Origin of the sequence: Altererythrobacter sp. KTW20L (assembly GCF_023501975.1) — a bacterium.
Lineage (GTDB): Bacteria > Pseudomonadota > Alphaproteobacteria > Sphingomonadales > Sphingomonadaceae > Alteraurantiacibacter.
The window spans coordinates 150,597-173,025 of sequence record NZ_JAMFLH010000007.1; the positions used below are offsets into that span (position 1 = coordinate 150,597).

At 65.2% G+C, this 22,429-nt stretch carries 18 protein-coding genes and 2 tRNA genes; 16 read left to right on the forward strand and 4 right to left on the reverse strand.

The features are described from left to right. Positions 1-112 precede the first annotated feature (112 nt). The 4 genes from ilvC to M3P36_RS08965 all read left to right on the forward strand — a co-directional run bounded on the left by ilvC (position 113) and on the right by M3P36_RS08965 (position 5,634). Positions 113-1,132 carry a ketol-acid reductoisomerase gene (ilvC, locus tag M3P36_RS08950; RefSeq protein WP_249702913.1) on the forward strand — a complete coding sequence of 340 codons (1,020 nt, stop codon included), beginning with the start codon at positions 113-115 and terminating at the stop codon, positions 1,130-1,132. Positions 1,133-1,296: 164 nt separating this feature from the next. Then, positions 1,297-1,944 carry a YceI family protein gene (locus tag M3P36_RS08955; RefSeq protein ID WP_249702914.1) on the forward strand — a complete coding sequence of 216 codons (648 nt, stop codon included), beginning with the start codon at positions 1,297-1,299 and terminating at the stop codon, positions 1,942-1,944. Between the two features lie 289 nt (positions 1,945-2,233). Beyond that, positions 2,234-3,925 carry a 2-isopropylmalate synthase gene (leuA, locus tag M3P36_RS08960; RefSeq protein ID WP_249702915.1) on the forward strand — a complete coding sequence of 564 codons (1,692 nt, stop codon included), beginning with the start codon at positions 2,234-2,236 and terminating at the stop codon, positions 3,923-3,925. Between the two features lie 83 nt (positions 3,926-4,008). Next, a complete protein-coding gene (locus M3P36_RS08965) occupies positions 4,009-5,634 on the forward strand; it encodes an ATP-binding protein (protein WP_249702916.1) in 1,626 nt (541 codons plus the stop codon). Here the strand turns inward: M3P36_RS08965 and M3P36_RS08970 are convergent. Both M3P36_RS08970 and M3P36_RS08975 read right to left on the reverse strand, forming a co-directional pair. Continuing rightward, positions 5,631-6,203 (reverse strand): AHH domain-containing protein, encoded by a 573-nt coding sequence (locus tag M3P36_RS08970; protein WP_249702917.1) that lies wholly within the window; start codon positions 6,201-6,203, stop codon positions 5,631-5,633. The two genes, M3P36_RS08965 and M3P36_RS08970, sit on opposite strands and share 4 nt — an antisense overlap. Continuing rightward, positions 6,185-6,715, reverse strand: a complete 531-nt coding sequence (locus M3P36_RS08975) for a hypothetical protein (protein ID WP_249702918.1) — start codon at positions 6,713-6,715, stop codon at positions 6,185-6,187. The genes M3P36_RS08970 and M3P36_RS08975 overlap by 19 nt, the downstream gene beginning before the upstream one ends. On the opposite strand from M3P36_RS08975, the gene M3P36_RS08980 reads away from it, so the two are divergent. The 12 genes from M3P36_RS08980 (at position 6,701) to phoB (ending at position 18,085) form a co-directional block, all read left to right on the forward strand. Further along, positions 6,701-6,946 carry a hypothetical protein gene (locus M3P36_RS08980; RefSeq protein WP_249702919.1) on the forward strand — a complete coding sequence of 82 codons (246 nt, stop codon included), beginning with the start codon at positions 6,701-6,703 and terminating at the stop codon, positions 6,944-6,946. The two genes, M3P36_RS08975 and M3P36_RS08980, sit on opposite strands and share 15 nt — an antisense overlap. Before the next feature lie 197 nt (positions 6,947-7,143). Beyond that, complete coding sequence (gene recJ, locus M3P36_RS08985; RefSeq protein WP_249702920.1) at positions 7,144-8,961, forward strand: single-stranded-DNA-specific exonuclease RecJ; 1,818 nt, start codon at positions 7,144-7,146, stop codon at positions 8,959-8,961. 103 nt (positions 8,962-9,064) lie between these two features. Further along, a tRNA-Glu gene (locus M3P36_RS08990) sits at positions 9,065-9,139 on the forward strand. Positions 9,140-9,189: 50 nt separating this feature from the next. After that, positions 9,190-9,264 (forward strand) — tRNA-Glu (locus M3P36_RS08995). Between the two features lie 93 nt (positions 9,265-9,357). Next, positions 9,358-10,551: a sensor histidine kinase gene (locus tag M3P36_RS09000; RefSeq protein WP_249702921.1), complete on the forward strand. Its 1,194-nt coding sequence runs from the start codon at positions 9,358-9,360 to the stop codon at positions 10,549-10,551. Positions 10,552-10,684: 133 nt separating this feature from the next. Then, positions 10,685-11,998: an OprO/OprP family phosphate-selective porin gene (locus M3P36_RS09005; RefSeq protein ID WP_249702922.1), complete on the forward strand. Its 1,314-nt coding sequence runs from the start codon at positions 10,685-10,687 to the stop codon at positions 11,996-11,998. Between the two features lie 130 nt (positions 11,999-12,128). After that, a complete protein-coding gene (locus tag M3P36_RS09010; RefSeq protein WP_249702923.1) occupies positions 12,129-13,175 on the forward strand; it encodes a substrate-binding domain-containing protein in 1,047 nt (348 codons plus the stop codon). Positions 13,176-13,192: 17 nt separating this feature from the next. Next, a complete protein-coding gene (gene pstC / locus M3P36_RS09015; RefSeq protein WP_249702924.1) occupies positions 13,193-14,572 on the forward strand; it encodes a phosphate ABC transporter permease subunit PstC in 1,380 nt (459 codons plus the stop codon). Further along, positions 14,565-15,824 (forward strand): phosphate ABC transporter permease PstA, encoded by a 1,260-nt coding sequence (gene pstA / locus M3P36_RS09020; RefSeq protein WP_249702925.1) that lies wholly within the window; start codon positions 14,565-14,567, stop codon positions 15,822-15,824. The genes pstC and pstA overlap by 8 nt, the downstream gene beginning before the upstream one ends. Further along, complete coding sequence (gene pstB / locus M3P36_RS09025) at positions 15,821-16,639, forward strand: phosphate ABC transporter ATP-binding protein PstB (protein WP_502798373.1); 819 nt, start codon at positions 15,821-15,823, stop codon at positions 16,637-16,639. Before pstA ends, pstB begins: the two co-directional genes overlap by 4 nt. 8 nt (positions 16,640-16,647) lie before the next feature. Further along, positions 16,648-17,316 (forward strand): phosphate signaling complex protein PhoU, encoded by a 669-nt coding sequence (gene phoU / locus M3P36_RS09030; protein ID WP_249702927.1) that lies wholly within the window; start codon positions 16,648-16,650, stop codon positions 17,314-17,316. A gap of 79 nt (positions 17,317-17,395) precedes the next feature. Further along, a complete protein-coding gene (gene phoB, locus M3P36_RS09035) occupies positions 17,396-18,085 on the forward strand; it encodes a phosphate regulon transcriptional regulator PhoB (RefSeq protein ID WP_249702928.1) in 690 nt (229 codons plus the stop codon). Positions 18,086-18,088: 3 nt separating this feature from the next. Here the strand turns inward: phoB and M3P36_RS09040 are convergent, their stop codons facing one another. Both M3P36_RS09040 and M3P36_RS09045 read right to left on the reverse strand, forming a co-directional pair. Further along, positions 18,089-18,811 carry an extensin-like domain-containing protein gene (locus M3P36_RS09040; RefSeq protein ID WP_249702929.1) on the reverse strand — a complete coding sequence of 241 codons (723 nt, stop codon included), beginning with the start codon at positions 18,809-18,811 and terminating at the stop codon, positions 18,089-18,091. 2 nt (positions 18,812-18,813) lie between these two features. Further along, positions 18,814-22,428: an error-prone DNA polymerase gene (locus M3P36_RS09045; protein ID WP_249702930.1), complete on the reverse strand. Its 3,615-nt coding sequence runs from the start codon at positions 22,426-22,428 to the stop codon at positions 18,814-18,816. Position 22,429: the final 1 nt, after the last annotated feature.

Genomic DNA, 22,429 nt, shown 5'->3' on the forward strand with positions numbered 1-22,429 from the left:
CAGTTTCAAAAAAGATTTTCGCCCCAAGGCGTAAATGCCGCTAGAGGCACCCCCGCGAATTTCACTCCCCGCGCCAAGGGGGAAGACGAGAACTTAAGACAGGAACGTTCCGATGAAAGTGTATTACGACGCCGATGCCGACCTGAACCTGGTCGTGAACAAGAAGATTGCCGTGCTCGGCTATGGCTCGCAGGGCCACGCCCACGCGCAGAACCTGCGCGACAGCGGCGTGAAGGAAGTGGCCATCGCGCTGCGTCCCGGTTCGGCTTCGGCAAAGAAGGCCGAAGGTGCAGGCTTCAAGGTACTGTCCAACAAGGACGCCGCCGCCTGGGCCGATATCCTCATGATCCTCGCCCCTGACGAGCACCAGGCCGCCATTTGGGCCGACGATATCAAGGGCAACATGAAGGCGGGCGCGGCGCTCGCCTTTGCCCACGGCCTCAACATCCACTTTGGCCTGATCGAAGTGCCATCGGACATCGACGTGATCATGATCGCCCCCAAGGGCCCCGGCCACACGGTGCGCGGTGAATATGTGAAGGGTGGCGGCGTGCCCTGCCTTATTGCCGTCCACCAGGATGCCAGCGGCAACGCGCACGACATCGCGCTCGCCTATGCCAGCGGCGTTGGCGGCGGTCGTTCGGGCGTGATCGAGACCAATTTCAAGGAAGAGTGCGAAACCGACCTGTTCGGCGAGCAGGCCGTGCTGTGCGGCGGCATCACCCACCTGATCCAGGCCGGGTTCGAAACGCTGGTGGAAGCCGGTTATGCCCCCGAAATGGCCTATTTCGAGTGCCTCCACGAAACCAAGCTGATCGTGGACCTGCTGTACGAAGGCGGCATTGCCAACATGCGCTATTCGATCAGCAACACGGCCGAATATGGTGACATCACCACCGGCCCGCGCATCATCACCGCCGAAACCAAGGCCGAGATGAAGCGCGTCCTGGCCGACATCCAGAGCGGCCGCTTCGTGAAGAACTTCGTGCTCGACAACCGGGCCGGCCAGCCCGAGCTGAAAGCCGCCCGCAAGGCCGCCGAAGCCCACCCGATCGAGCAGACCGGCGCCCAGCTGCGCGCCATGATGCCGTGGATTTCGGCCAACAAGCTGGTGGACCAGGCCAAGAACTAAGCGCTAACCGGCGGGGCTGTTGCGACAATTCGCGACAATTACCCCCGCCGGTCCGCTGCACGGCATTACGGTTCACGGTGGACATTGGCTGCGTGCATCGCCACATTGCACGCCTGAGTTTTGCATAGTCAACACACAGCCAATACCACCGGGAGACCCCTCACATGCGTAAATCACTTCTCGCCATCGCCGCAGCAGCCGGCGTTGCGACCCTTTCCGTCGGCGCGCTCCAGGCCCAGGGCGGCCCGCCCGCCCCCGCACTGAACCCCGCCAACGCTACCAGCGGCACCTATACCGCCGATGCAGCTCACTCGATGGTCGGCTGGGGCGTGAGCCACCTTGGTTTCAACGACTATTTCGGCATCTTCGGTGACGTGGCGGGCACCCTCACGCTCGACACCGCCAACCTTGCCGCGTCCAGCGTTGACGTGACCATCCCGCTCGCTTCGGTCATCGTGCCGAGCGCCGGGCTGAAGGAGCATCTCCATCGCGCCGGTGCCGATGGCGGCGCCCCCGATTTCTTCGGCCCCAACCCCGAGCCCGCCCGCTTCGTGTCCACTGCGGTCCACTCGACCGGACCGACCACCGCGCACATCGATGGCAACCTCACGCTGAACGGTGTGACCGCACCGGTCACCATCCAGGCCGAACTGTCGGGCATGGGCACCAACGGCATGAACCAGAAGGAAACCCTGGGCTTCCACGGCAAGACCACGATCAAGCGCTCGGAATGGAACATGGCCTGGGGCATTCCCTTCGGCATCGGCGATGATATCGCCCTCGACATCACCGTGGCCTTCGAAAAGAACTGATCGCCACTCAGCTATGCGACAATGGAGCGCGCGGTCTCTGCGGAGATCGCGCGCTTCGTGTTTTTTGCAGGCCTAGACTTTTCTTAACCACGGCCCCATATGGTGCCCACCATGAAAGTCCGCGCGCTCCTATCGCTGCTTCGACTTACACGCCCTTAGGCGTGTCAATTCCCGTGCGCGCCCCATGCGGGCAATGCGCCGGAACCCGCCTAAGGGCCACTTCGCACCACAGTTGAAATTTCCGCCCGCCTCTTGCCGCGCGGGCGATAAGCGATAAGGGCTTCAAGCCATGTCCATGCTCAAGGATCCGAGCCGAAAATACCAGGCCTTCCCGCAGGTGCCCCTGCAGGATAGGCAATGGCCTTCGCGCACCATCACCAAGGCCCCCCGCTGGCTCTCGACCGACCTGCGCGATGGCAACCAGTCGATCATCGACCCGATGGATGGGGTGAAGAAAAACCGCTTCTTCGACCTCTTGGTGGAAGTGGGCGTAAAGGAGATCGAAGTCGGTTTCCCCAGCGCGGGCGCGACCGAATTCGATTTCATCTCCGGCCTCGTCCAGTCGGGCAAGGTGCCTGATGACGTGGTAATCCAGGTCCTCACCCAGTCGCGCGAAGACCTGATCAAGCGCAGCTTCGAGAGCCTGGAAGGCGCGCACTCGGCCATTGTCCACGTCTATAACGCGTTGAGCCCCGCCTGGCGCGAAATCGTGTTCCGCATGACGCCAGCCGAGGTAAAGGCCATCGCCGTGTCCGGCGCAAAGCTGCTGCGTGACGAAGCGGCCAAGCGCCCCGGCACCCGCTGGCAGTTCGAATACAGTCCGGAAACCTTCTCCACCGCCGAGCTCGATTTCAGCCTCGAGGTGTGCGAAGCGGTGATGGAGGTGTTGCAGCCCACGGCCGACAGCCCGATCATCCTCAACCTGCCGGCCACGGTGGAAGCGGCCACGCCCAACATCTATGCCGACCAGATCGAGTATTTCTGCCGCAACCTGCCCAACCGGCAGGCGGCGGTGATATCGCTCCACACCCACAACGATCGCGGCACCGGCGTTGCGGCGGCGGAACTGGGCCTGATGGCTGGCGCAGACCGGATCGAGGGCTGCCTGTTCGGCAATGGCGAACGCACCGGCAACTGCTGCCTCGTCACAATGGCGATGAACATGTACACGCAAGGATTGGATCCTGAGCTGGATTTCAGCAACATCGACAAGGTCATCGAGACGGTCGAATACTGCAACCAGATCCCCGTCCACCCGCGCCACCCCTATGGCGGCGAACTGGTGTTCACGGCCTTTTCGGGCAGCCACCAGGACGCAATCAAGAAGGGCTTCGAAGCGCAGCAGCAGCGCAATGACCACCTGTGGCGCGTGCCCTACCTGCCGATCGATCCGGCCGACCTGGGGCGCAGCTACGAGGCTGTGATCCGCGTCAATTCGCAGAGCGGCAAGGGCGGCTTTGCCTGGGTGCTGGAACAGGACCAGGGGCTGAAGCTGCCGAAGAAGCTTCAGGCCGATTTTTCCGGCCACGTGCAGCGCATGGCCGATGACCTGGGGCGCGAGTTGAACGCCGCCGACATCTGGCGGTGCTTCCGCGAGGCCTATTTCATCGGCGACGTGCCGAAGCGTTTCCGGCTGGTCGATTACGAGGAAAGCAAGGCGGGCGACGGGACGCACATATTCACCGGAACCATCAAGGTTGACGGCGAGGAACAGCGCATCGCCGGGCGCGGCAAGGGCCTGCTCTCCACCATCCTGGCGACCATGCGCGAGGCCTATGCGCTCGATTTCGAAGTGCTCGACTATGTCGAACATGCGCTCGGGTCAGGGATAGATGCCCGGGCGGCGGCCTATATCGAATGCCGCCTGCCCGATGGCAGCAGCGCCTGGGGCGTGGGGATCGACGAGGACGTGGCGACGGCCAGCGTGCGGGCAATCCTGTCGGCTGCCGACGGCGTGTCTGCCCGGGTAGTTGCTGCATAGGTAAAGCTCCGGAGCGCAGGCCAAGCGCTTTACCAAGGGCATCGGGGGCACAGCGATGGCAGCTTCAACTGCGGTCGGCCCCTATGCTCCACTATGCGCTTCACCTTCTGTTTGTCGCCACCGCGGGCGTGCTCGCGGTGCTGCTGGTGCGACTGCACCGGCAGACCGCATCGCGCATGGCCCCTGCCCTGCCCCCGCTGCCCGCGAAACCGGACCACGGCGATCCCCAAGCCGAGGCTGACGCTGACGAGCGGTGGAGCGCATTCCTGATCGGCATGAGCCACGAACTGCGCACACCAATGAACGCGGTCATCGGCTTTACCGAGATGCTGCTGGAGGCTGACCTGCCCGAATCACAGCACCAGCAGGTGCGCCTGATCGCCGATTCGGGCCGCGCCATGCTGCGCCTGCTGAACGACGTGCTCGACATCTCGCGCATCAAGGCGGGACAAGTCCGGCTGGTCGAAGAGGAAACCGATCTCGCCGAAGAGCTGCGCCAGGCAATCGCCCTGATGCAGCCCATTGCTGCGGCCAAGGGCCTCGACCTCTCGCTTGACCTGTCGGACGAGGTGCCCGCGCGGCTGGCGCTCGACCGGCTGCGGTTGCGCCAGGTTGTGCTCAACCTGATCGGCAATGCTCTCAAATTCACCGATCGCGGGCATGTGAGAGTGGGACTTGCTCTCGCGGCGGACCAAGTGGCGATTACGGTGCGCGACACCGGCCGGGGCATCGCTGCCGAGCGCCTGCCAGGCCTGTTCACGCCCTTCCCGCCCGAACACGGCACCGCCGAGCGCCATTATGGCGGGACCGGCCTGGGCCTGCCAATCTGCCAGCAGCTCGTGCGGCTGATGGGCGGCACGATCGACGTCGACTCCATTGCCGGACAAGGCAGCCTGTTCGCCATCCGCCTGCCCTTGCGCGATGTCGGGCGGGCAAGTGCTGCGCCTGTTGCAGCCGCTGCCCCGCCCGAAACGGCACCCTCGCTACGCGGCCGCCGGGTGCTGGTGGCCGAGGACCACCCGATCAACCAGCAACTGATCCTCGCCATGACGGGGGCTCTGGGGCTGGACGTGAAGCTTGCAACCAATGGCCGCGAGGCTGTGGATATGGCACTGGCTGCGCAGGAGGCAGGACATCCGTTCGAACTGGTGCTGATGGACGTGCAGATGCCGATGATGGACGGACTTGCGGCGGCGCGGGCGCTGCGGGCGGCCGGCCTTGGTCCGGGGAAACTGGCGATCATCGCACTGACCGCCAACTGCCATCCCGAGGATATCGCTGCGGTGCTTGATGCCGGGATGCAGGCCCACTTGGCCAAGCCGCTTATGCTGGCGGACCTCGAACGCGTGCTGGCCGACCAGTTGCGCTCTGACATCCCAGGCAGCCGAACCCCCGAACCGTGCGACGTGCTGCGCCAGCCCGAAGGCATCAGCGCCACGATCCATTCGCTCGATTTCCGCTACCGCCAGCGCAAGGCCGAGCTGTTCGACCTGATCGAAGCCGCACATGCAAGGCGAGATGCGCTTACCGACTGGGAAACAATCGCAACCGGCCTCCACCGGCTGGCCGGCACGGCGGCCAATTTCGGCGATGCGGAACTGGGCAATGTGGCCCGTCGGATCGAACGCGAGTTGCGGGCCACGATGGACAGCGATGCCCGGCACGCGGCACTGGCGAGCCATTTCACCGCACTGCGCGAAGCCGCCTAGGGGTCCTGCGGCGCGGTTACTGCCCAGATCGTCTCGGCCATGGCGTCGAGTTCGCTGAAGTCCACGCCCTTGCCCACCGGATCGCGGGAATTCAGCCTGATTCGCGGAAGGCCCGGTGCCAGCAGGCTGCGCCGAAGCGCGCGTTGCAGCAGGCGCATTCGCATCAGCACTTCCTGCGCAGCCACATCGGGCGAGCGCGTGCGCGCCGCCTGCCATCCGGCCTCGATCTGGCCCATGCGCTCGGCCACGACCTCGTTATAGCGCCGATGCGGCCCGCGGTGGAGTGGCAGGCCCAGCACCATCGCTGCCTGCTCCAGCGCGGGCAGCAGCAGGCCGTTGCAGCGAAAATCGTCGAACCCGATCAGGTCGCAGCCAACCGCATCGAACAGCGCGCGCAGCTTGCGATCGAGCAGCAACTGGCGCGGGAGGAGGTGGTGACGCTGCATTCCTGTCCGATAGCCGGGCTTGCCCGGTTTGTTGACCGAGCGGAACGGCAACCTGCCGCGCAGCAGCGCAGTGCCCCGGATTTTCGGTGTGCCGGCAATTCCGGCTAGCGCGACCCTCTCCACACATGGAGAATGCCTGCTTCCGCGCGCGGTTCAAGTAGCAATGTTTCTCCGCTAGGTCCGGTCAACGACATGGTCTGGTCCACCCGGCCATTCTCGACCAGCCAGTGGAGCAGACGCAGGGCTACCTTGGCCGCCTGTTGCTGGTCCTGCCCGGGGTCCGGTTCAAGCCGCAGTTCCTGGCCGGTGAACAATGCCAGCCCTTCGCTCAGGATGGCTCCATCGGGTTGTGGCAGCAGGGCGGTGAGGCCGAGCCCGGGAAACGCTCCGCCGCCGATCCAGCGGGTTACCACGTCGCGGAAATAGTCCGGGCCGCAAATCGTGCGGGCCGGACCCCACACGATCGCGCGCAGGTGCTCCAGCCCGGCCAATTCAGCGGCCAGCCATGCAAGACAGCGCAGCACGGGGACCATCGGGCCGCCGCTGGTGAGGTGCGGACCGGGAGTCAGGGCCACGCCCTCGCAGCTTGCCGGATCAAAGCCCTCGGGCAGGCCAAACAGATGTCCATCGGCCACACCTGGGCCGGGTTTGCCCGGCGCGAGGCCTGCGATATCGAAGGTCAGGCCGTTCGCCAGAAGTTCGGCCCAGCGCATTTCCTGGCCAGGACCATCGCTTTCCAGCGTTACCGCGAATTGGCCCTGAGCGACCGAAAGCGACTGGATTTCAGACAAGGGGGGACGGTGACCGGGCGCAAACAGCAGCACGACCATCTGATCCGTTCTGTTTTCGGCTGGGTGATGCGCTAGCCCTATGGCGTCATACCCCCTCGTCCCGGGAAAAATCCTGTCCTCCTTACAATTGGATAACCGCCTAGGCGATAATTCGAACAAGGCAAGCTGGCCACTCCAAATGGAACCACTTCGGAACAGTCCGCCGGTAGCGGATCACGCAGGGAGCGGGCAACGCCTTCCCACAGACGCCGCCAACGGCTAATCGTTCCGTCATGCTCGACACCCCCCCTGTACTTGGTATCAATTGTTCCCTTTCGGGCAAGTCCTGGCAGTGGCTGGGTGGCAATATGCAGTTGACAACCGGGGTTGGCGAATCGGGCGAATTGTCCGCCAGCGCCCCCGGAATCGCTTCGGGCGAGGATATCGTGGCGCAATTGCTGATGGCGCGCGGTGTTGCCCCTGCGGACCTCGCCTTGCACCGCGAGCCCAGCCTGCGCGGTTTCCTGCCCGACCCGTCGGAATTCCGCGACATGGACCGGGCCGCCGAGCGCATGGCCCAGGCAGTGATCGCCCGCGAACGGATGACGATCTACGGCGACTACGATGTCGACGGGGCGACGAGCAGCGCGCTGCTGATCCGGCTGATGCGAATGTTGGGCCATGATGCAGGGCATTACATACCAGACAGGTTGCTGGAGGGTTACGGACCTTCGGGTAAGGCACTCGTAAGATTGGGACAGGAAGGTTCCAGCCTCGTGGTAACGGTCGATTGCGGGGCGATGGCCCACGAGGCGCTGGCCGCCGCGCACGATGCCGGGGTCGATGTGATCGTGGTCGATCACCACAAGTGTTCGCCCGAACTTCCGCGTGCGCTGGCCCTGGTCAATCCCAACCGACTCGACGAGAACGACCTTGCCGCATCGCACGGCCACCTTGCCGCCGTGGGCGTGGCCTTCCTGCTCGCCGTGGCCGTGGTGCGGACGCTGCGGGCGCGGGACTTTTTTGCCGACCGGCCAGAACCTGACTTGTTCAGCCTTCTCGACCTGGTGGCCTTGGGCACGGTGGCCGATGTCGCCGCCATCCGCGGGCTCAACCGCGCCTTCGTTGCCCAAGGCCTCAAGGTCATGGCGCACCGCCGCAATGTGGGGATGTCGGCGCTGATCGACGCCTCGCGACTGACCCGTGCGCCGAGTTGCAGCGATTGCGGATTTGCCCTGGGGCCGCGCATCAACGCCGGCGGGCGCGTGGGCGAATCGACGCTGGGTGTGCGCCTGCTGACCACCGAAGATCCCGCCGAGGCAGCGGCCATTGCCGCACAGCTATCGCAACTGAACGAGGAACGCCGCGCGATCGAGGCCGAAGTGCAGGAGGCTGCCGAGGCGCAACTGGCAGCCCAGCACAACCGCGCAGTGCACATCGTCGCGGGACACGGCTGGCACCCGGGGGTGATCGGCATCGTCGCCGGGCGCATCAAGGAAAAGACCGGCAAGCCGGCGCTGGTGATCGCTCTGGATAACGAGACTAGCCAAGGCAAAGGCTCAGGCCGCTCGATTGCAGGGGTGGACCTCGGCGCGGCGATCATTGCCGCCCGCGAGAACGGCCTGCTGGTGGCGGGCGGCGGCCATGCCATGGCGGCGGGCCTGACCATCGACGAAGCGCAACTGGAGGCGTTTTCGGACTGGCTTGAAGGCCACCTCGCCGGTCCGGTCGCCCGCGCTTCGGCCGGGCAGGTGCTGCGGCTCGACCTGTCGCTCGCGCCGCGCGGGCTTAATCCCTCGCTGGTCGAGACGCTCGATGCGGCAGGTCCGTTCGGCGTTGGCTGGCCGGGGCCGCGCATCGCCGTGGGGCCGGTGCGGCTGGTCAAGGCCGATATTGTGGGCAACGCGCACCTGCGGCTGATCGCGGCGGGCGATGACGGCGCCTCGTTCAAGGCCATCGCCTTTCGCGCGGCAGAGAGCGCCATGGGGCAGGCGCTGCTGCATGGCTCACGTGGCCGCAAGGTGTGGCTGGCAGGCCGGGCGAAGATCGACGACTGGGGCCCGCGCCCTGCCGCGGAGCTGCACCTGGAAGACGCCGCCTGGGCCGATTAATGGCGGTTTGATGGAGATGGTAGGCAGTCCCGGCACAAATCCCGTACCGGCAGGGCTTGACCGCTTGGCAAAGCGCCCGTAAGTGCGCCGCTCGCACCGCAGTGGCCCCTTCGTCTAGCGGTTAGGACGCGGCCCTTTCACGGCTGAAACACGGGTTCGATTCCCGTAGGGGTCACCACCGGTGCGAATGATTCGGCCATGCGGTTTTGCGCACGCCGCCGGCCATGCGGCCCCTTCGTCTAGCGGTCAGGACGCGGCCCTCTCACGGCTGAAACACGGGTTCGATTCCCGTAGGGGTCACCAGCCACCGTGTGGTCGGTCACACTGCGGCCATAACTCAAATCACCTTCTTTTGACGGTTTCGCAGCAGCAATCTTGCGGCTAAGGCTGCGCGCCATGCAGGGGCGTTTCATTCCGTTCGGTGGATTGGTCATCGCCCTGGTGACCGGCCTGGTGATGGCCCTTTCCGGGGTGGACCTGGCGATCACCGCCGGTGTCACCCTGGTATGGTGCGCCTCGTTCTGGCTTGCCATGCCCGCCCCTCCCCCGCCCGCCACCCCGGCGCTGGAAGGCGTGCAGCTTACCCGTTCGGGCATGCGCGACCTGATCGAGCATTCGGGCCTGCCCATGCTGATGACCGACGGCAACCGCATCATCGTGGCCAACATGGCCGCACGCGAGGCGATCGGAGCGCACGTTGTGGGGCAGGATGCACGCGTGGCATTGCGCCATCCGGCTGCAGTGGACCTGCTCGCGCGGCCCCAGGGTGGCAGCGTGACTGTGCAGGGCCTGACCGGGCCGCGCAGCAACTGGCAGATGTCATGCCACCGGATCGACGAGCGCTACAGCCTGATCGAACTGATCAACCGCACGTCGGAAGCCGATGTCAGCCGCGCCCATACAGATTTCGTCGCCAATGCCAGCCACGAGCTGCGCACCCCGCTGGCCTCGATCATCGGCTATATGGAGACGCTCGTGGAATCGGGGGCCGAGCCCGGTTCGGACATCGCCCCGAAGCAGGCGGAAAAATTCTATGCCACCGTGCTGCGTGAAGCGCGGCGGCTGCAAACGCTGGTGGACGACCTGATGAGCCTGAGCCGGGTCGAGGCGGAGAAGCACGACCAGCCACGCGAGAAGGTCGATCTCGGCTACACTGTGCGCCAGGCGGCGCGCGATGGCGCAGGGGCCGAACGGCTGAACCGGGTCAAGTTCGAACTACCTTCCGACGAAGTGATCGTGCGCGGGGACCAGAACCAGCTGGAACAGCTGGTGCGCAACCTGGTCGACAACGCCCTGAAATACGGCAGTGCCGACAAGCCGGTCACCGTGGCGCTATCCCTGGCAGAGCGCGACATGGCGCTGCTCACAGTGCAGGATCGCGGCGAAGGCATCGCTGCCGAACACCTGCCCCATCTCACCCGGCGGTTCTACCGCACCGATCCCAGTCGCAGCCGCGCGGCTGGCGGGACCGGGCTTGGCCTCGCCATCGTCAAGCATATCGTGGAGCGCCATCGCGGCAGGCTGGATATCTCCAGCCAGCCCGGCGTTGGCACCAAGGTGAGCGTGTGGCTTCCCCTCCTGGCAGATTAGGCCCTGCCGGCCGATTGATCCCAGCGCATCCATAGCTGTCATAAAACGGTGGATACCGTCACAAAACTGTAAAGGAGCGGTCATAGGGGCGTCGAATGGTTGTCACATTCAGGACAGAATCGGACCTATCCGCATGAACAAGCTCCTTCTGGCCTCGCTCGTCGCCAGTACCGCAATTGTTTCTCCCGCCCAGGCGCAAGACAACGATGCCGCCGCCTTGCGGGCGCAGATCGCCGCCATGCAGGCGCAGATCGACGCAATGGCTGCGCGCCTCGACCGGATGGAAACGGTAGCGACTCCAGCTCCCGCTCCCGCAGCTTCCGGCGACAGCGCGGAAATAGGCTTCAACGGCGCTCCCGAGATTGAGGCATCCGGCGGCTGGTCCTTCAAGCCGTTCGGTCGGCTCAACATGGATGCCGGCACGGTGAGCTTCCCTGCAGGCATCGCCAGCACCGACGGCTTCGGCAGCGCGTTCCGGCGCGCCCGGCTCGGCATGGAAGGCGATATTCCCGGTGGCTTCGGTTACAAGGTCGAGGTCGATTTTGCCGGAAACTCGGCCGTGCTTACCGATGCCATCCTGAGCTACGAGCACGGCGGGCTGACCCTGACTGCGGGCCAGCAAAACAATTTCCAGTCGATGGAGGAACTGACGAGCAGCCGCTGGTCCACCTTCATCGAGCGTGCCGCCTTCACCGATGCTTTCGGCTTCGAGCGACGCCTGGGCCTTGGTGCGCAATACCGCAGCGGCGATGTGATCGTGCAGGGGGGCGTCTTCAGCGACAACTCGGAAGACCTGCCCGGCAAGAACTGGTCAATCGATGGCCGCGTCGTTTTTGCGCCAAAGGTTGGCGATACCCAGCTGCATTTCGGCGGATCGCTCCACCTCGCCCAGCTCGAAACCGGCGGCACGGTGCGCTACCGCCAGCGTCCGCTGGTCAACTTCACCCCCCACCGCCCGCTTGCCACGCCGAACATGGCGGCGGACAGCGAATTCGGCGTCGGGCTTGAATCCGCGATGGTATCGGGCCGCTTCCACGCCGCGGGCGAAGCGTTCTGGCAGACCGTGGATATTCCAGCGTTTACAGGTGATCCCACATTCTTCGGCGGCTTTGTCGAGGTTGGCTATTACCTTACATCGGGTGACAGGCGCGGCTATCGCGGCGGCAGATGGGATCGCACCCGTCCGGCAAAACCGATTGACGAAGGCGGCCCCGGCGCCTGGCAGGTTAACCTGCGTTACGATCATCTCGACCTCAGCGACGGGCCGATCACCGGTGGTACCCAGGATGGCTATTTCGCTTCGGTTGTCTGGGTGCCGACCGACTATACCCGGCTGACACTCAATTATGGCCACCTCGAATATGCCGACGCCGCCCTTCCCCTGCCTTCGGGCAGCCGCTCGTGGTCGGCCGACGTGCTCGCCCTGCGCGGACAGATCGACTTCTGACCGCGCGTTTCCCCTGCCCCTTTCCCCGGACACGGTTATGACCGATAGATGTCTGGAGCGTGTCACCAATCTGTCGCCTTTGCGTAATAGTGCGCCCCTACCGATCACATACGAGAAGTGGAAAACGACCATGACCAATGCTCTTAGATTCGCCACCGTCGCTCTCGGCGCTCTGGCTTTGGCCGCTTGCGGCAATTCCGGTTCGGGTGGCGGTGGCAGCCAGACGATCAATGTCGTTGGTTCGTCTACGGTCTACCCCTTCGCCACCGTGGTGTCCGAAGCGTTCACCCGCAATTTTCCCGATTTCTCCGCTCCGCTGGTCGAATCGAACGGCACGGGCGCCGGCATCTCGCTGTTCTGCAGCGGCACCGGCGCGCAGACGCCCAGCATCGCCAATGCCTCGCGCCGGATGAAGATCAGCGAGTTCGAAAGCTGCCAGGCCAATGGCGTGACCGACGTGGTCGAAATCCAGATCGGCATGGATGGCGTGGTGCTGGCCTCGGCCATCGGCGGGCTCGACCTGCAACTGACCCCGGCGATGGTCTATCGCGCCATGGCCGCCAACCCCTATGGCGAGGCACAGACGACGCGCACCTGGGCTGATGTCGACCCCTCGCTGCCCGCGCTGCCGATCCTCGTCTATGGCCCGCCGACCACCTCGGGCACGCGCGACAGCTTCGAGGAACTGATCATGATGGCCGGCTGCGACGCCAATCCGGCGATGGCCACTTTGAAGGACCAGGACGCCGACCGCCACGACCAGGTCTGCACCGAAGTGCGCTCCGATGGCCCCTATGTCGACCAGGGCGAGCAGGACAACCTGATCGTGCAGAAGATCGCGGGCAATCCCAACGCCGTGGGCGTGTTCGGCTTCTCCTATCTGGAAGAAAACCTCGACCGGGTGCGCGGCGTGCCGCTGGGCGGGATCGAGCCGACCTACGACAACCTCGCGTCGTTCGCCTATCCGGGTGCGCGGGCGATGTTCATCTATGTCAAGAAGGCCCATGTCGACGCAGTGCCCGGCCTGCGTGAATTCCTCGCTGCCTGGTCGGAAAGCTGGGGACGAGACGGCTCGCTGGCCCAGATCGGCCTTGTCGTGAATCCGGATGACGTTATGGCGCGTAGCAATGCCGCCGTGACCGAGCTTCCGGTCATGACCGCCGCCGATTTCGAATAGGAGCCGAGCCCGCCGTCATGTCATCAGCCATTCCGCTTCTCCTCGCCATCGGGCTGGGGCTGGCCGGATGGCTGGTGGCTCGCGCGCGCGCCTGGCAGTTCCGCAAGGATGCTGCCGGGCGCAGGCTCTCCTCGCTACCGATCTATCACGCCTGGTATGCCGGGCTGTGGATCGGCCTGCCGGTCCTGGTCTTCGCGATCATCTGGAGCGCGATTTCCGGCAACCTGATCATGAGCCACGTGCTGTCGGACCCTGCAGCTGCCGGGCTGCCGGAATTCGGCATGCAGCGCGATGCGATCATCAACGAAGCGCGCAATGTCGCGGCCGGTCTTGCCGACCGCGTGCTGATCCCCGAGGCGCAAGGACTGGTCGAACCGTTCCGCGAGGCGACGGCGCTCTATGGCTGGATCGGCGTGGTGGTGGCCCTGGTGCTTGGCCTGGCCGGCGGAGCCTGGGCCTTCACGCGCCTGAAGCCCGATTTCGGCGCCCGCTCGCGGGTGGAAAAGGGCGTGTTGTCGGTGCTGTTCGTCGCCTCGCTGGTGGCGATCCTGACCACGCTGGGCATCTTCCTCACCCTGGTGTTCGAGACCGTGCGGTTCTTCGGCATGGTTTCGCCGATAGATTTCCTGTTCGGCACCCACTGGGGGCCGGATCCGATGTCGATGAACCCGGACGGAGACCGCTACGGCGCGATTCCGCTGTTCTGGGGCACGATCTTCATCGGCGCGATCATCGCCATGATCGTGGCCATCCCGCTGGGCCTGATGAGCGCGATCTACCTTTCCCAGTATGCCCACCCCCAGGTGCGCAAGTGGGTCAAGCCCGCTCTGGAGATCCTGGCTGGCGTGCCGACCGTGGTTTACGGCTATTTCGCGGCCCTGACCGTTGCTCCGGCGGTCCGCGACATGGCAGTCGCCATCGGCATCTCCAACGCCTCGTCCGAAAGCGCGCTGGCGGCGGGCATGGTGATGGGCATCATGATCATCCCGCTGGTCTCCTCGATTTCCGACGATTCGATCACCGCCGTGCCGCAGGCCATGCGCGATGGATCGCTGGCCATGGGCGCCACCAAGAACGAGACGATCCGCCGCGTGCTGATCCCCGCCGCCCTGCCCGGCATCGTGGCGGGCATCATGCTGGCTGTCAGCCGCGCCATCGGCGAAACGATGATCGTGGTGATGGCCGCAGGCGCCGCCGCCAACCTCACCGCCAACCCGTTCGAGGCAATGACCACGGTCACCTTCCAGATCGTCGCCATGCTGACCGGCGAGGCCAGCCTCGAATCACCCGCCACGCTCAGCGCCTTTGCCCTCGGCTTCGTGCTGTTCATCATCACCCTGGCGCTCAACGTGATTGCGCTCCGCGTGGTCAAACGGTTCCGGGAGGCTTATGAGTGACATGACCCAGCCCGTAACCGCCCCCACCCGCACCCCCGAGTTCGAGGCGCGCTTGAAGAAGCGCTATGCCGCCGAGCGGCGTTTCAAGGCGCTGGGCCTCGGCGCGGTCGGCTTCTCGATCCTGGTGCTGGTGTTCCTGCTGGGCACCATGCTGCTGAACGGGATCGGCGGCTTCCAGCGTACAGTGTTCGAAGTGCCGGTCGATTTCAGCCGCATGAGCCTGACCGTGCTCGACAGCGGTAACGAAGGTGCGAAGATGCGGGCCTTGCAGGCCCAGGGCCTGCCCGAAATCGTGCAGTTCGCTGCCGAAGAGACGCTTGGCGAGGAAGGTGCCGCTCAGGTCAACCCGCTGGCCTGGCGCGACGTGGCGAGCGAGCTCATCGCCGACCCATCGCTGCTGCGCACCAGCACGACATTCGACCTGCCCGCCAGCGGCCGCCTCGCCTCGGCCTTTGCGGGCGACGGGCAGGCCGCCCTGCAACCGCTGGCCCGCGAAATGGAGCAGCGCGGCCTGTTGATGAACAAGCTGGACCTGGGCTTCCTCACCCGCTCCGACGCCACCGATTCGCAGCTTGTCGGCATCTGGGGGGCGCTCAAGGGCTCGATCTATACCATGATCGTTACCCTGCTGCTGGCCTTCCCGGTCGGGGTGCTGGCGGCGCTCTATCTGGAAGAATACGCGCCCAAGAACCGCTGGACCGACATTATCGAGGTGTCCATCAACAACCTGGCCGCAGTGCCTTCGATCATCTTCGGCCTGCTCGGCCTCGCGGTGTTCCTTACTCTGTTCCCCGGCTTGCGATCAGCGCCGGTGATCGGCGGCATGACCCTGGCGCTGATGACCATGCCGGTGATCGTGATTTCCGGCCGCAACGCCATCAAGGCCGTGCCCCCGTCGATCCGCGATGGTGCGTTGGCGGTGGGTGCCTCGCCGGTGCAGGTGGTATTCCACCATGTCCTGCCACTGGCACTGCCCGGCATCCTGACCGGCACCATCATCGGCATGGCCCGCGCGCTGGGCGAGACCGCGCCGCTGCTGCTGATCGGCATGCGCGCCTTTGTCTCCTCCCCGCCCGAAGGCTTTACCGACAACGCCACGGTCCTGCCGATGCAGATCTACCTGTGGTCCGACCAGGTATCGCGCGGCTTTGTTGAACGCACCAGCGCGGCGATTATCGTGCTATTGGTATTCCTCCTCATGATGAATGGCCTCGCCATCTATCTGCGCAACAGGTTCGAGAAGAAATGGTGACCGAGCAAGAGCTGACGACCGAGACCGCGGCCGACCCCGCCGCCAATGAAGGCCTGAGCGATCCCAAAATCCGGGCAACCGACGTGTCGGTCTACTATGGCGACAAGAAGGCCATCGACCAGGTCTCGATCGATATCCATGCCGAACACGTGACCTCGTTCATCGGCCCATCTGGTTGTGGCAAGTCCACCTTCCTGCGTACTCTCAACCGCATGAACGACACCATCCCGTCGGCCAGGGTCGAAGGCGTGATCGAGCTGGACGGCGAGGATATCTACCAGTCGGGCATGGACGTGGTGCAACTGCGCGCGCGGGTCGGCATGGTGTTCCAGAAGCCCAACCCCTTCCCCAAGTCGATTTACGACAACATCGCCTATGGCCCCCGCATCCACGGCCTGGCCCAGGGCAAGACCGAAATCGACGAGATCGTCGAGCGAAGCCTGCGCCGCGCGGGCTTGTGGGAGGAAGTGAAGGACCGGCTGGAGGAATCAGGCACGGCCCTGTCTGGCGGCCAGCAGCAGCGCCTTTGCATCGCCCGCGCCATCGCGGTCGATCCCGAAGTCATCCTGATGGACGAGCCTTGTTCGGCGCTCGATCCCATCGCCACGGCCAAGATCGAGGAACTAATCGACGAGTTGCGTGGTAGATATGCCATCGTGATCGTCACCCACTCGATGCAGCAGGCGGCGCGCGTTTCGCAGCGGACGGCCTTCTTCCACCTCGGCAACCTGGTGGAGTATGGTCACACGTCGGACATATTCACCAATCCCCGCCTCAAGCGGACGCAGGATTACATCACCGGCAGGTACGGTTAGGAACTGGCATGGCAGAGCATACGGTCAAGGCGTTCGACGAGGACATCACCCGCCTGCGCGGCCTGATCGCGGAGCTTGGCGGCCTGGCCGAACTGGCGATCCAGCAGGCGATGGAGGCCATCGTCACCGGAGACGAGGAACTGGCCCGTGAAGTGGTCGAGCGCGACAAGAAGCTCGACGCGCTGGAAGCCGAAGTCGATGCCATGGCCATCCGCGTGCTCGCCCTGCGCGCACCCATGGCCGATGACCTGCGCGAAATCATCGCCGCGCTCAAGATCGCCGGCGTGGTCGAGCGGATCGGCGACTATGCCAAGAACATCGCCAAGCGCACCGGGCGGATCGAGGGCCGCAGCCGGTTCGAGCCGTTGACCCTGCTGCCCGCCATGGCCGATGTCGCCGCCGAAATGGTCCACGACGTGCTCACCGCCTATGCCGCGCGTGATCCCATCGTGGCGCGCGAGGTAATCGCGCGGGATGCGAAGGTCGATGCCTTCTACGACAGCATCTTCCGCAACCTTGTCAGCTACATGGTCGAAAACCCCGCCACCATCAGCAGCGCGGCGCAACTGCTGTTCGTGGCGCGCAACCTCGAACGCATTGGCGACCATGCCACCAACGTGGCCGAAATGGTCCACTTCGTCGCGCTCGGCTCCTACCCAAGCGAAATCGAGCGTTGAAACATTCCTGACGCAAATGTGACATAAGACAGCGCCGAACCAAGGAGCCGCAATCCGGCGGCCTGACAGGAAATGCTGAATGTCCGCTCCCAAACTGCTGCTGGTTGAAGATGATACGGCGTTGGCCGAACTGCTCGAATACCGCTTCGAGAACGAGGGTTATGACGTGCGCGTCACCCCCGATGGCGAGGAAGCCATGGTGCTGGCCGCCGAAGACACGCCCGATCTCGTCATCCTCGATTGGATGATCGAAGGGATCAGCGGGATCGAGGTCTGCCGCCGCCTGCGCCGCAACAAGGAAACCGCCCACGTCCCGATCATCATGCTCACCGCACGCGAGGGCGAGGATGACCGGGTGCGCGGACTGGAAACGGGCGCGGATGACTATGTCACCAAGCCCTTCAGCCCTCGCGAGTTGCTGGCCCGCGTTTCGGCCGTATTGCGCCGCGTGCGCCCTGCCCTGGCCGGCGAGGCGATCGAGGCGGGCGACCTCAGGCTCGACCCCGTCGCCCACCGGGTGGAACGACGCGGCCGCCAGTTGCAGATCGGCCCGACCGAATACCGCCTGATCAAGTTCTTCATGGAACACCCGCGCCGTGTGTTCAGCCGCAACCAGTTGCTCGACGCGGTCTGGGGCACCGGCAGCGAGATCGAGGAGCGCACGGTCGATGTCCACATCCGCCGTCTGCGCAAGGCCATTGCGGTGGAAAACGCCCGCGACCCGATCCGCACCGTGCGGTCCGCCGGTTACGCGCTGGAGCCGGTTTAGGCGTCAACGGCACACCCCGCCGAACCCGCGCACCTCCTGATCGAGGTGGAAGTGATCGGCGTGGGCAGCGTTGTAATCGGGTGACAAGACGGTGCCGAACAGGCCACAGGCCGAATCGCGCACTGCGCGCAGGAATTCCGCCTCCTCCCCTTCACCATTCCAGTCACCCAGCAGGCTGATGCGGCGGCCGTCCTCCAGCACGAAATCGGCGATATCGATAGCGTTGCCGGTGGCGTGCTCGCTCCAGTTGCCGCTGTCCTGGCCGTAGATCCGGCGGCAGGAATAGGTGCCCATGTGCTCGATCCGCGCCAGCGGCGAGCCGAGCAATTCCACTGCCGCGGGTTCCACCCCGTGCCGCAGCCATAGCTGGAGGCCAGTTGCCACCGGGCAGGTCATTTGTGGCGCGGCGGGTGCGATATAGCTGCCGCCTAGCGCGGTGCGATCGGTGCGCAGGCACTGCCCCTCGCCGCTTGGCGGCAAGGCTTCGAACGCCACGTCGCCGCGGGTGAGGACGGCGCGGCATTCCTCGACATCGTCCTGCAAGGCGGCCAGCTTGGTGCCCGTGGCCCAGCCAATGGGATGGGCAAGTTCGAGCGGAGCCCAGGGATCGTGCTGCGGATTGTCCAGCATCCAGCCCCGCACCGCCATCACCAGGCTGGCGAGCAGCAGCAGGCCCACCGCAATGCGGTCGATCCGGAAAATTCTTCGTTTCGGCGGTTGCACCATCCCTAGTGAAAGTCACGAGAGCGCGGAATGATCCGGGCATCGCGCGGATGGCCCCGCAAAGTGGGCGGCAACTGGTCGATCATGTCGCGCGGGCGGATGGTCTCCCCGTTCTGACCCAGAGTTCCGGCATGGTCGGCGCGGGCCAATGGCGCCTGCAGCAGGTCGTCCGACAGCAGGTGGAGCTGGTGGGTCGCATCGGTCATGTGGTGGGCGATGACGTGGATCACCTCGTCATCGTACTCCACCCGGCCGCGCACTTCCATCAGCCGCGATCCCATCACCACCTTGCGCTGGCGGTCCTTCAGGTCGGGCCAGACGACGAGGTTGATGACCCCGGTCTCGTCCTCCAGCGTGATGAAGCACACGCCCTTGGCGCTGCCGGGCCGCTGGCGGATCAGCACCACGCCGGCCACCTGCACCATCGAGCGGAACTTGCGGTCGCGCAGGTCGCAGGCGCGCACGAAGCCGCGTTCGCCCAGGCTGGCGCGCAGGAAGGCGAGCGGGTGGGCCTTCAGCGACAGGCGCGTGGTCTGGTAATCGGCCACCACTTCTTCGCTCAGCGGCATCTGCGGCAGGATAGCGCGGTGTTTCTCCGCCCCCTCGTCGCGCGCTTCTGCATGGGCGAACAGCGGCAGGTCGGGCGCACCCACCAGGCTGCGGGCATCCCACAGTGCCTGCCTGCGGGAAAGGTTGAGCGATCCGAAGGCATCCGCGCTGGCAAGCCGCTCGACATGGGCCGGGCCAATCCGCGCCCGCGCCCGCAGGTCCGCCACATCGGCAAAAGCCCCGCCCTCCACGCGCGCAGCGACGATGGCGGCGGCGACATGTTCGGGCAGGCCATCAACCTGCCGCAGGCCAAGGCGCAAGGCCATTTTCTCCCTCTCCCCTTCAGGGGAGGGGGTCGGGGGGTGGGGGACTGCAGGCGCAGCGTCTGCCGCCCCCACACCCAACCCTCTCCCCTGAAGGGGAGAGGGCTCTTTCTCCAAAGTACAATCCCAGTCCGAACAGTTCACATCCACCGGCAGCACCGGCACCCCATGCTCGCGCGCATCACGCACGATCTGCGCCGGGGCATAGAACCCCATCGGCTGCGAATTGAGCAGCGCGGCGCCAAAAGCTGCGGGAAAGTGGCATTTCAGCCAGCTCGATACATAGACGAGGTGCGCGAAGCTGGCGGCGTGGCTTTCGGGAAAGCCGTATTCGCCAAAGCCCCTGATCTGGTTGAAGCAGCGCTGGGCGAAATCGCGGTCATATCCGCGCGCCACCATGCGTTCGACCATCATGTCCTGCAATTCGTCCACCATTCCGCGGCTGCGGAACGTGGCCATGGCCTTGCGCAGGCGGTTCGCTTCCAACCCGGAGAACTTCGCTGCATCCAGCGCGATCTTCATCGCCTGCTCCTGGAAGATCGGCACGCCCAGCGTCCGGCCGAGGATGCTGGTCAACTCGTCGGGCGGGCCATGTTCCGGCCCCGGCGCGGGGATGACGACCTGCTCCTCGCCCCGGCGGCGCTTGAGGTAGGGGTGGACCATGTCGCCCTGGATCGGGCCGGGCCGCACGATGGCCACCTGGATGACGAGGTCATAGAACTCGCGCGGGCGCAGGCGGGGCAACATGTTCATCTGCGCGCGGCTTTCCACCTGGAACACGCCGAGCGAATCGCCCTTGCGCAGCATGGCGTAGGTTTCCGGATCCTCGCGCGGGACGCTCGCCAGCGTCAGGTCGCGGCCATGGTGTGCGCCCAGCAAGTCGAGGCATTTGCGGATGCAGGTGAGCATGCCCAGCGCCAGCACATCGACCTTGAGGATGCCCAGCGTGTCGATGTCGTCCTTGTCCCATTCGATGAAGGTCCGGTCGGGCATGGCCCCGTTGCCGATCGGCACGGTCTCGGTCAGCAGGCTTTCGGTCAGGATGAAACCGCCGACGTGCTGGCCCAGGTGGCGCGGCATGCCGATCATCTGTTCGGTCAGCTTGAGCACGCGCCTGAGGTGCGGATCGGACAGGTCCATGCCGGTTTCGGCCACGTGCTTCACGCCGATCTCGTGCCCGTGCCCGCCCCAGACAGTGCGCGACAGCGCGGCGGTGACATCTTCCGACAGGCCCATCGCCTTGCCCACCTGGCGGATCGCCATGCGCGGACGGTAATGGATCACCGTGGCGCAGAGCCCGGCGCGGTGGCGACCATACTTGGCATAGATATGCTGGATCACCTCCTCGCGCCGCTCATGCTCGAAATCGACGTCGATATCGGGCGGCTCCTTGCGTTCTTCGGAGATGAAGCGGTCGAACAGCAACTGGTGCTTGGCCGGATCCACGCTGGTAATGCCCAGCACATAGCAGACCGCCGAATTGGCCGCAGAGCCCCGCCCCTGGCACAGGATCGGGGGGTCCTGCGCGCGGGCGAAATCGACGATATCCTTGATGGTGAGGAAGTATCGCGCCAGTTCCAGCTTGGCGATCAAGGCCAGCTCACGTTCCAGCACATCCTCAACAGATTGCGGCAAGCCATTGGGATAGCGCCATTGTGCCCCCTCCCATGTCTGCTGCTCAAGGTATTCCTGCGGGTCCATGCCATCGGGGTAGATCTCGCGCGGGTATTCATAGCGCAACTCCTCCAGGCTGAACCGGCAGGCATCGGCCACCTTGCGGGCGGCAGTGATGGCGTGGGGCCAGCGGGCGAACAGCTGCTGCATCTGTTCGGGGCTTTTGAGGTGCCGCTCGGCATTGGCGTGGAGCAGGCGGCCGGCGGCGGCAACCGTGGTCTTGTGGCGGATCGCGGTCATCACGTCCTGCAAGGGGCGGCGGTCGGGCGCGTGGTAATGCACGTCGTTGGTTGCCAGGATCGTGCAGCCATTGGCCCGCGCCAGGGCATCCAATCGCTCGATCCGCGCTACGTCGTCCCCGCGATAGAGGTAGCTGGCGGCGATGTGCCGCAGGGTGGGAAGCTGACGGGTCAGATGCGGCAGAAGGTCGGCCAGATCAGCGACAATCCTTCTCCCCTCCCGCTTGCGGGAGGGGCCGGGGGTGGGCCCGGTCCCATCGGCGTTCGCCGCATTCCCACCCCTAACCCCTCCCGCAAGCGGGAGGGGAATGACGTTGTCCTCCACCGCTACGGTGAATTCGTGGGACAAATCGTCCGACGGCAACAGGATAAGCTGCACGCCCTCGCTATGCTCCGCCAGCATGGCGAGGCTGATGTCGCAGGCTCCCTTGTCCTGCCATTCGCCATCCAGCGTGCCCATGCGCCCGGCCGAGATCAGGCGGCACAGGCGGCCATAGGCGGCGCGGTCGGTCGGATAGGCGAGGAAGACGAGCCCTTCTGCCAGTTCCAACCGGCAGCCGATTACCGGGCGCAATTTCAGCGTCCGCGCTTCGGCATGGAGGCGGACCACCCCGGCAAAGGAATTGGCATCGGCAATGCCAATCGCATCATAGCCCAACGCGCGGGCCTGCAGCACCAGGTCCACCGCATCGGACGCACCGCGCAGGAACGAAAAGCAGCTCGCCACGCCCAGCTCCACGAAGGGCGCCGGCGGTGGCGGCGCAATCCCTTCCGGGCCGAGTTCGTGGTCCAGCGCGATCGTGCGGCGCGGCATGAGGAGGTCGTTTTCAGGCATA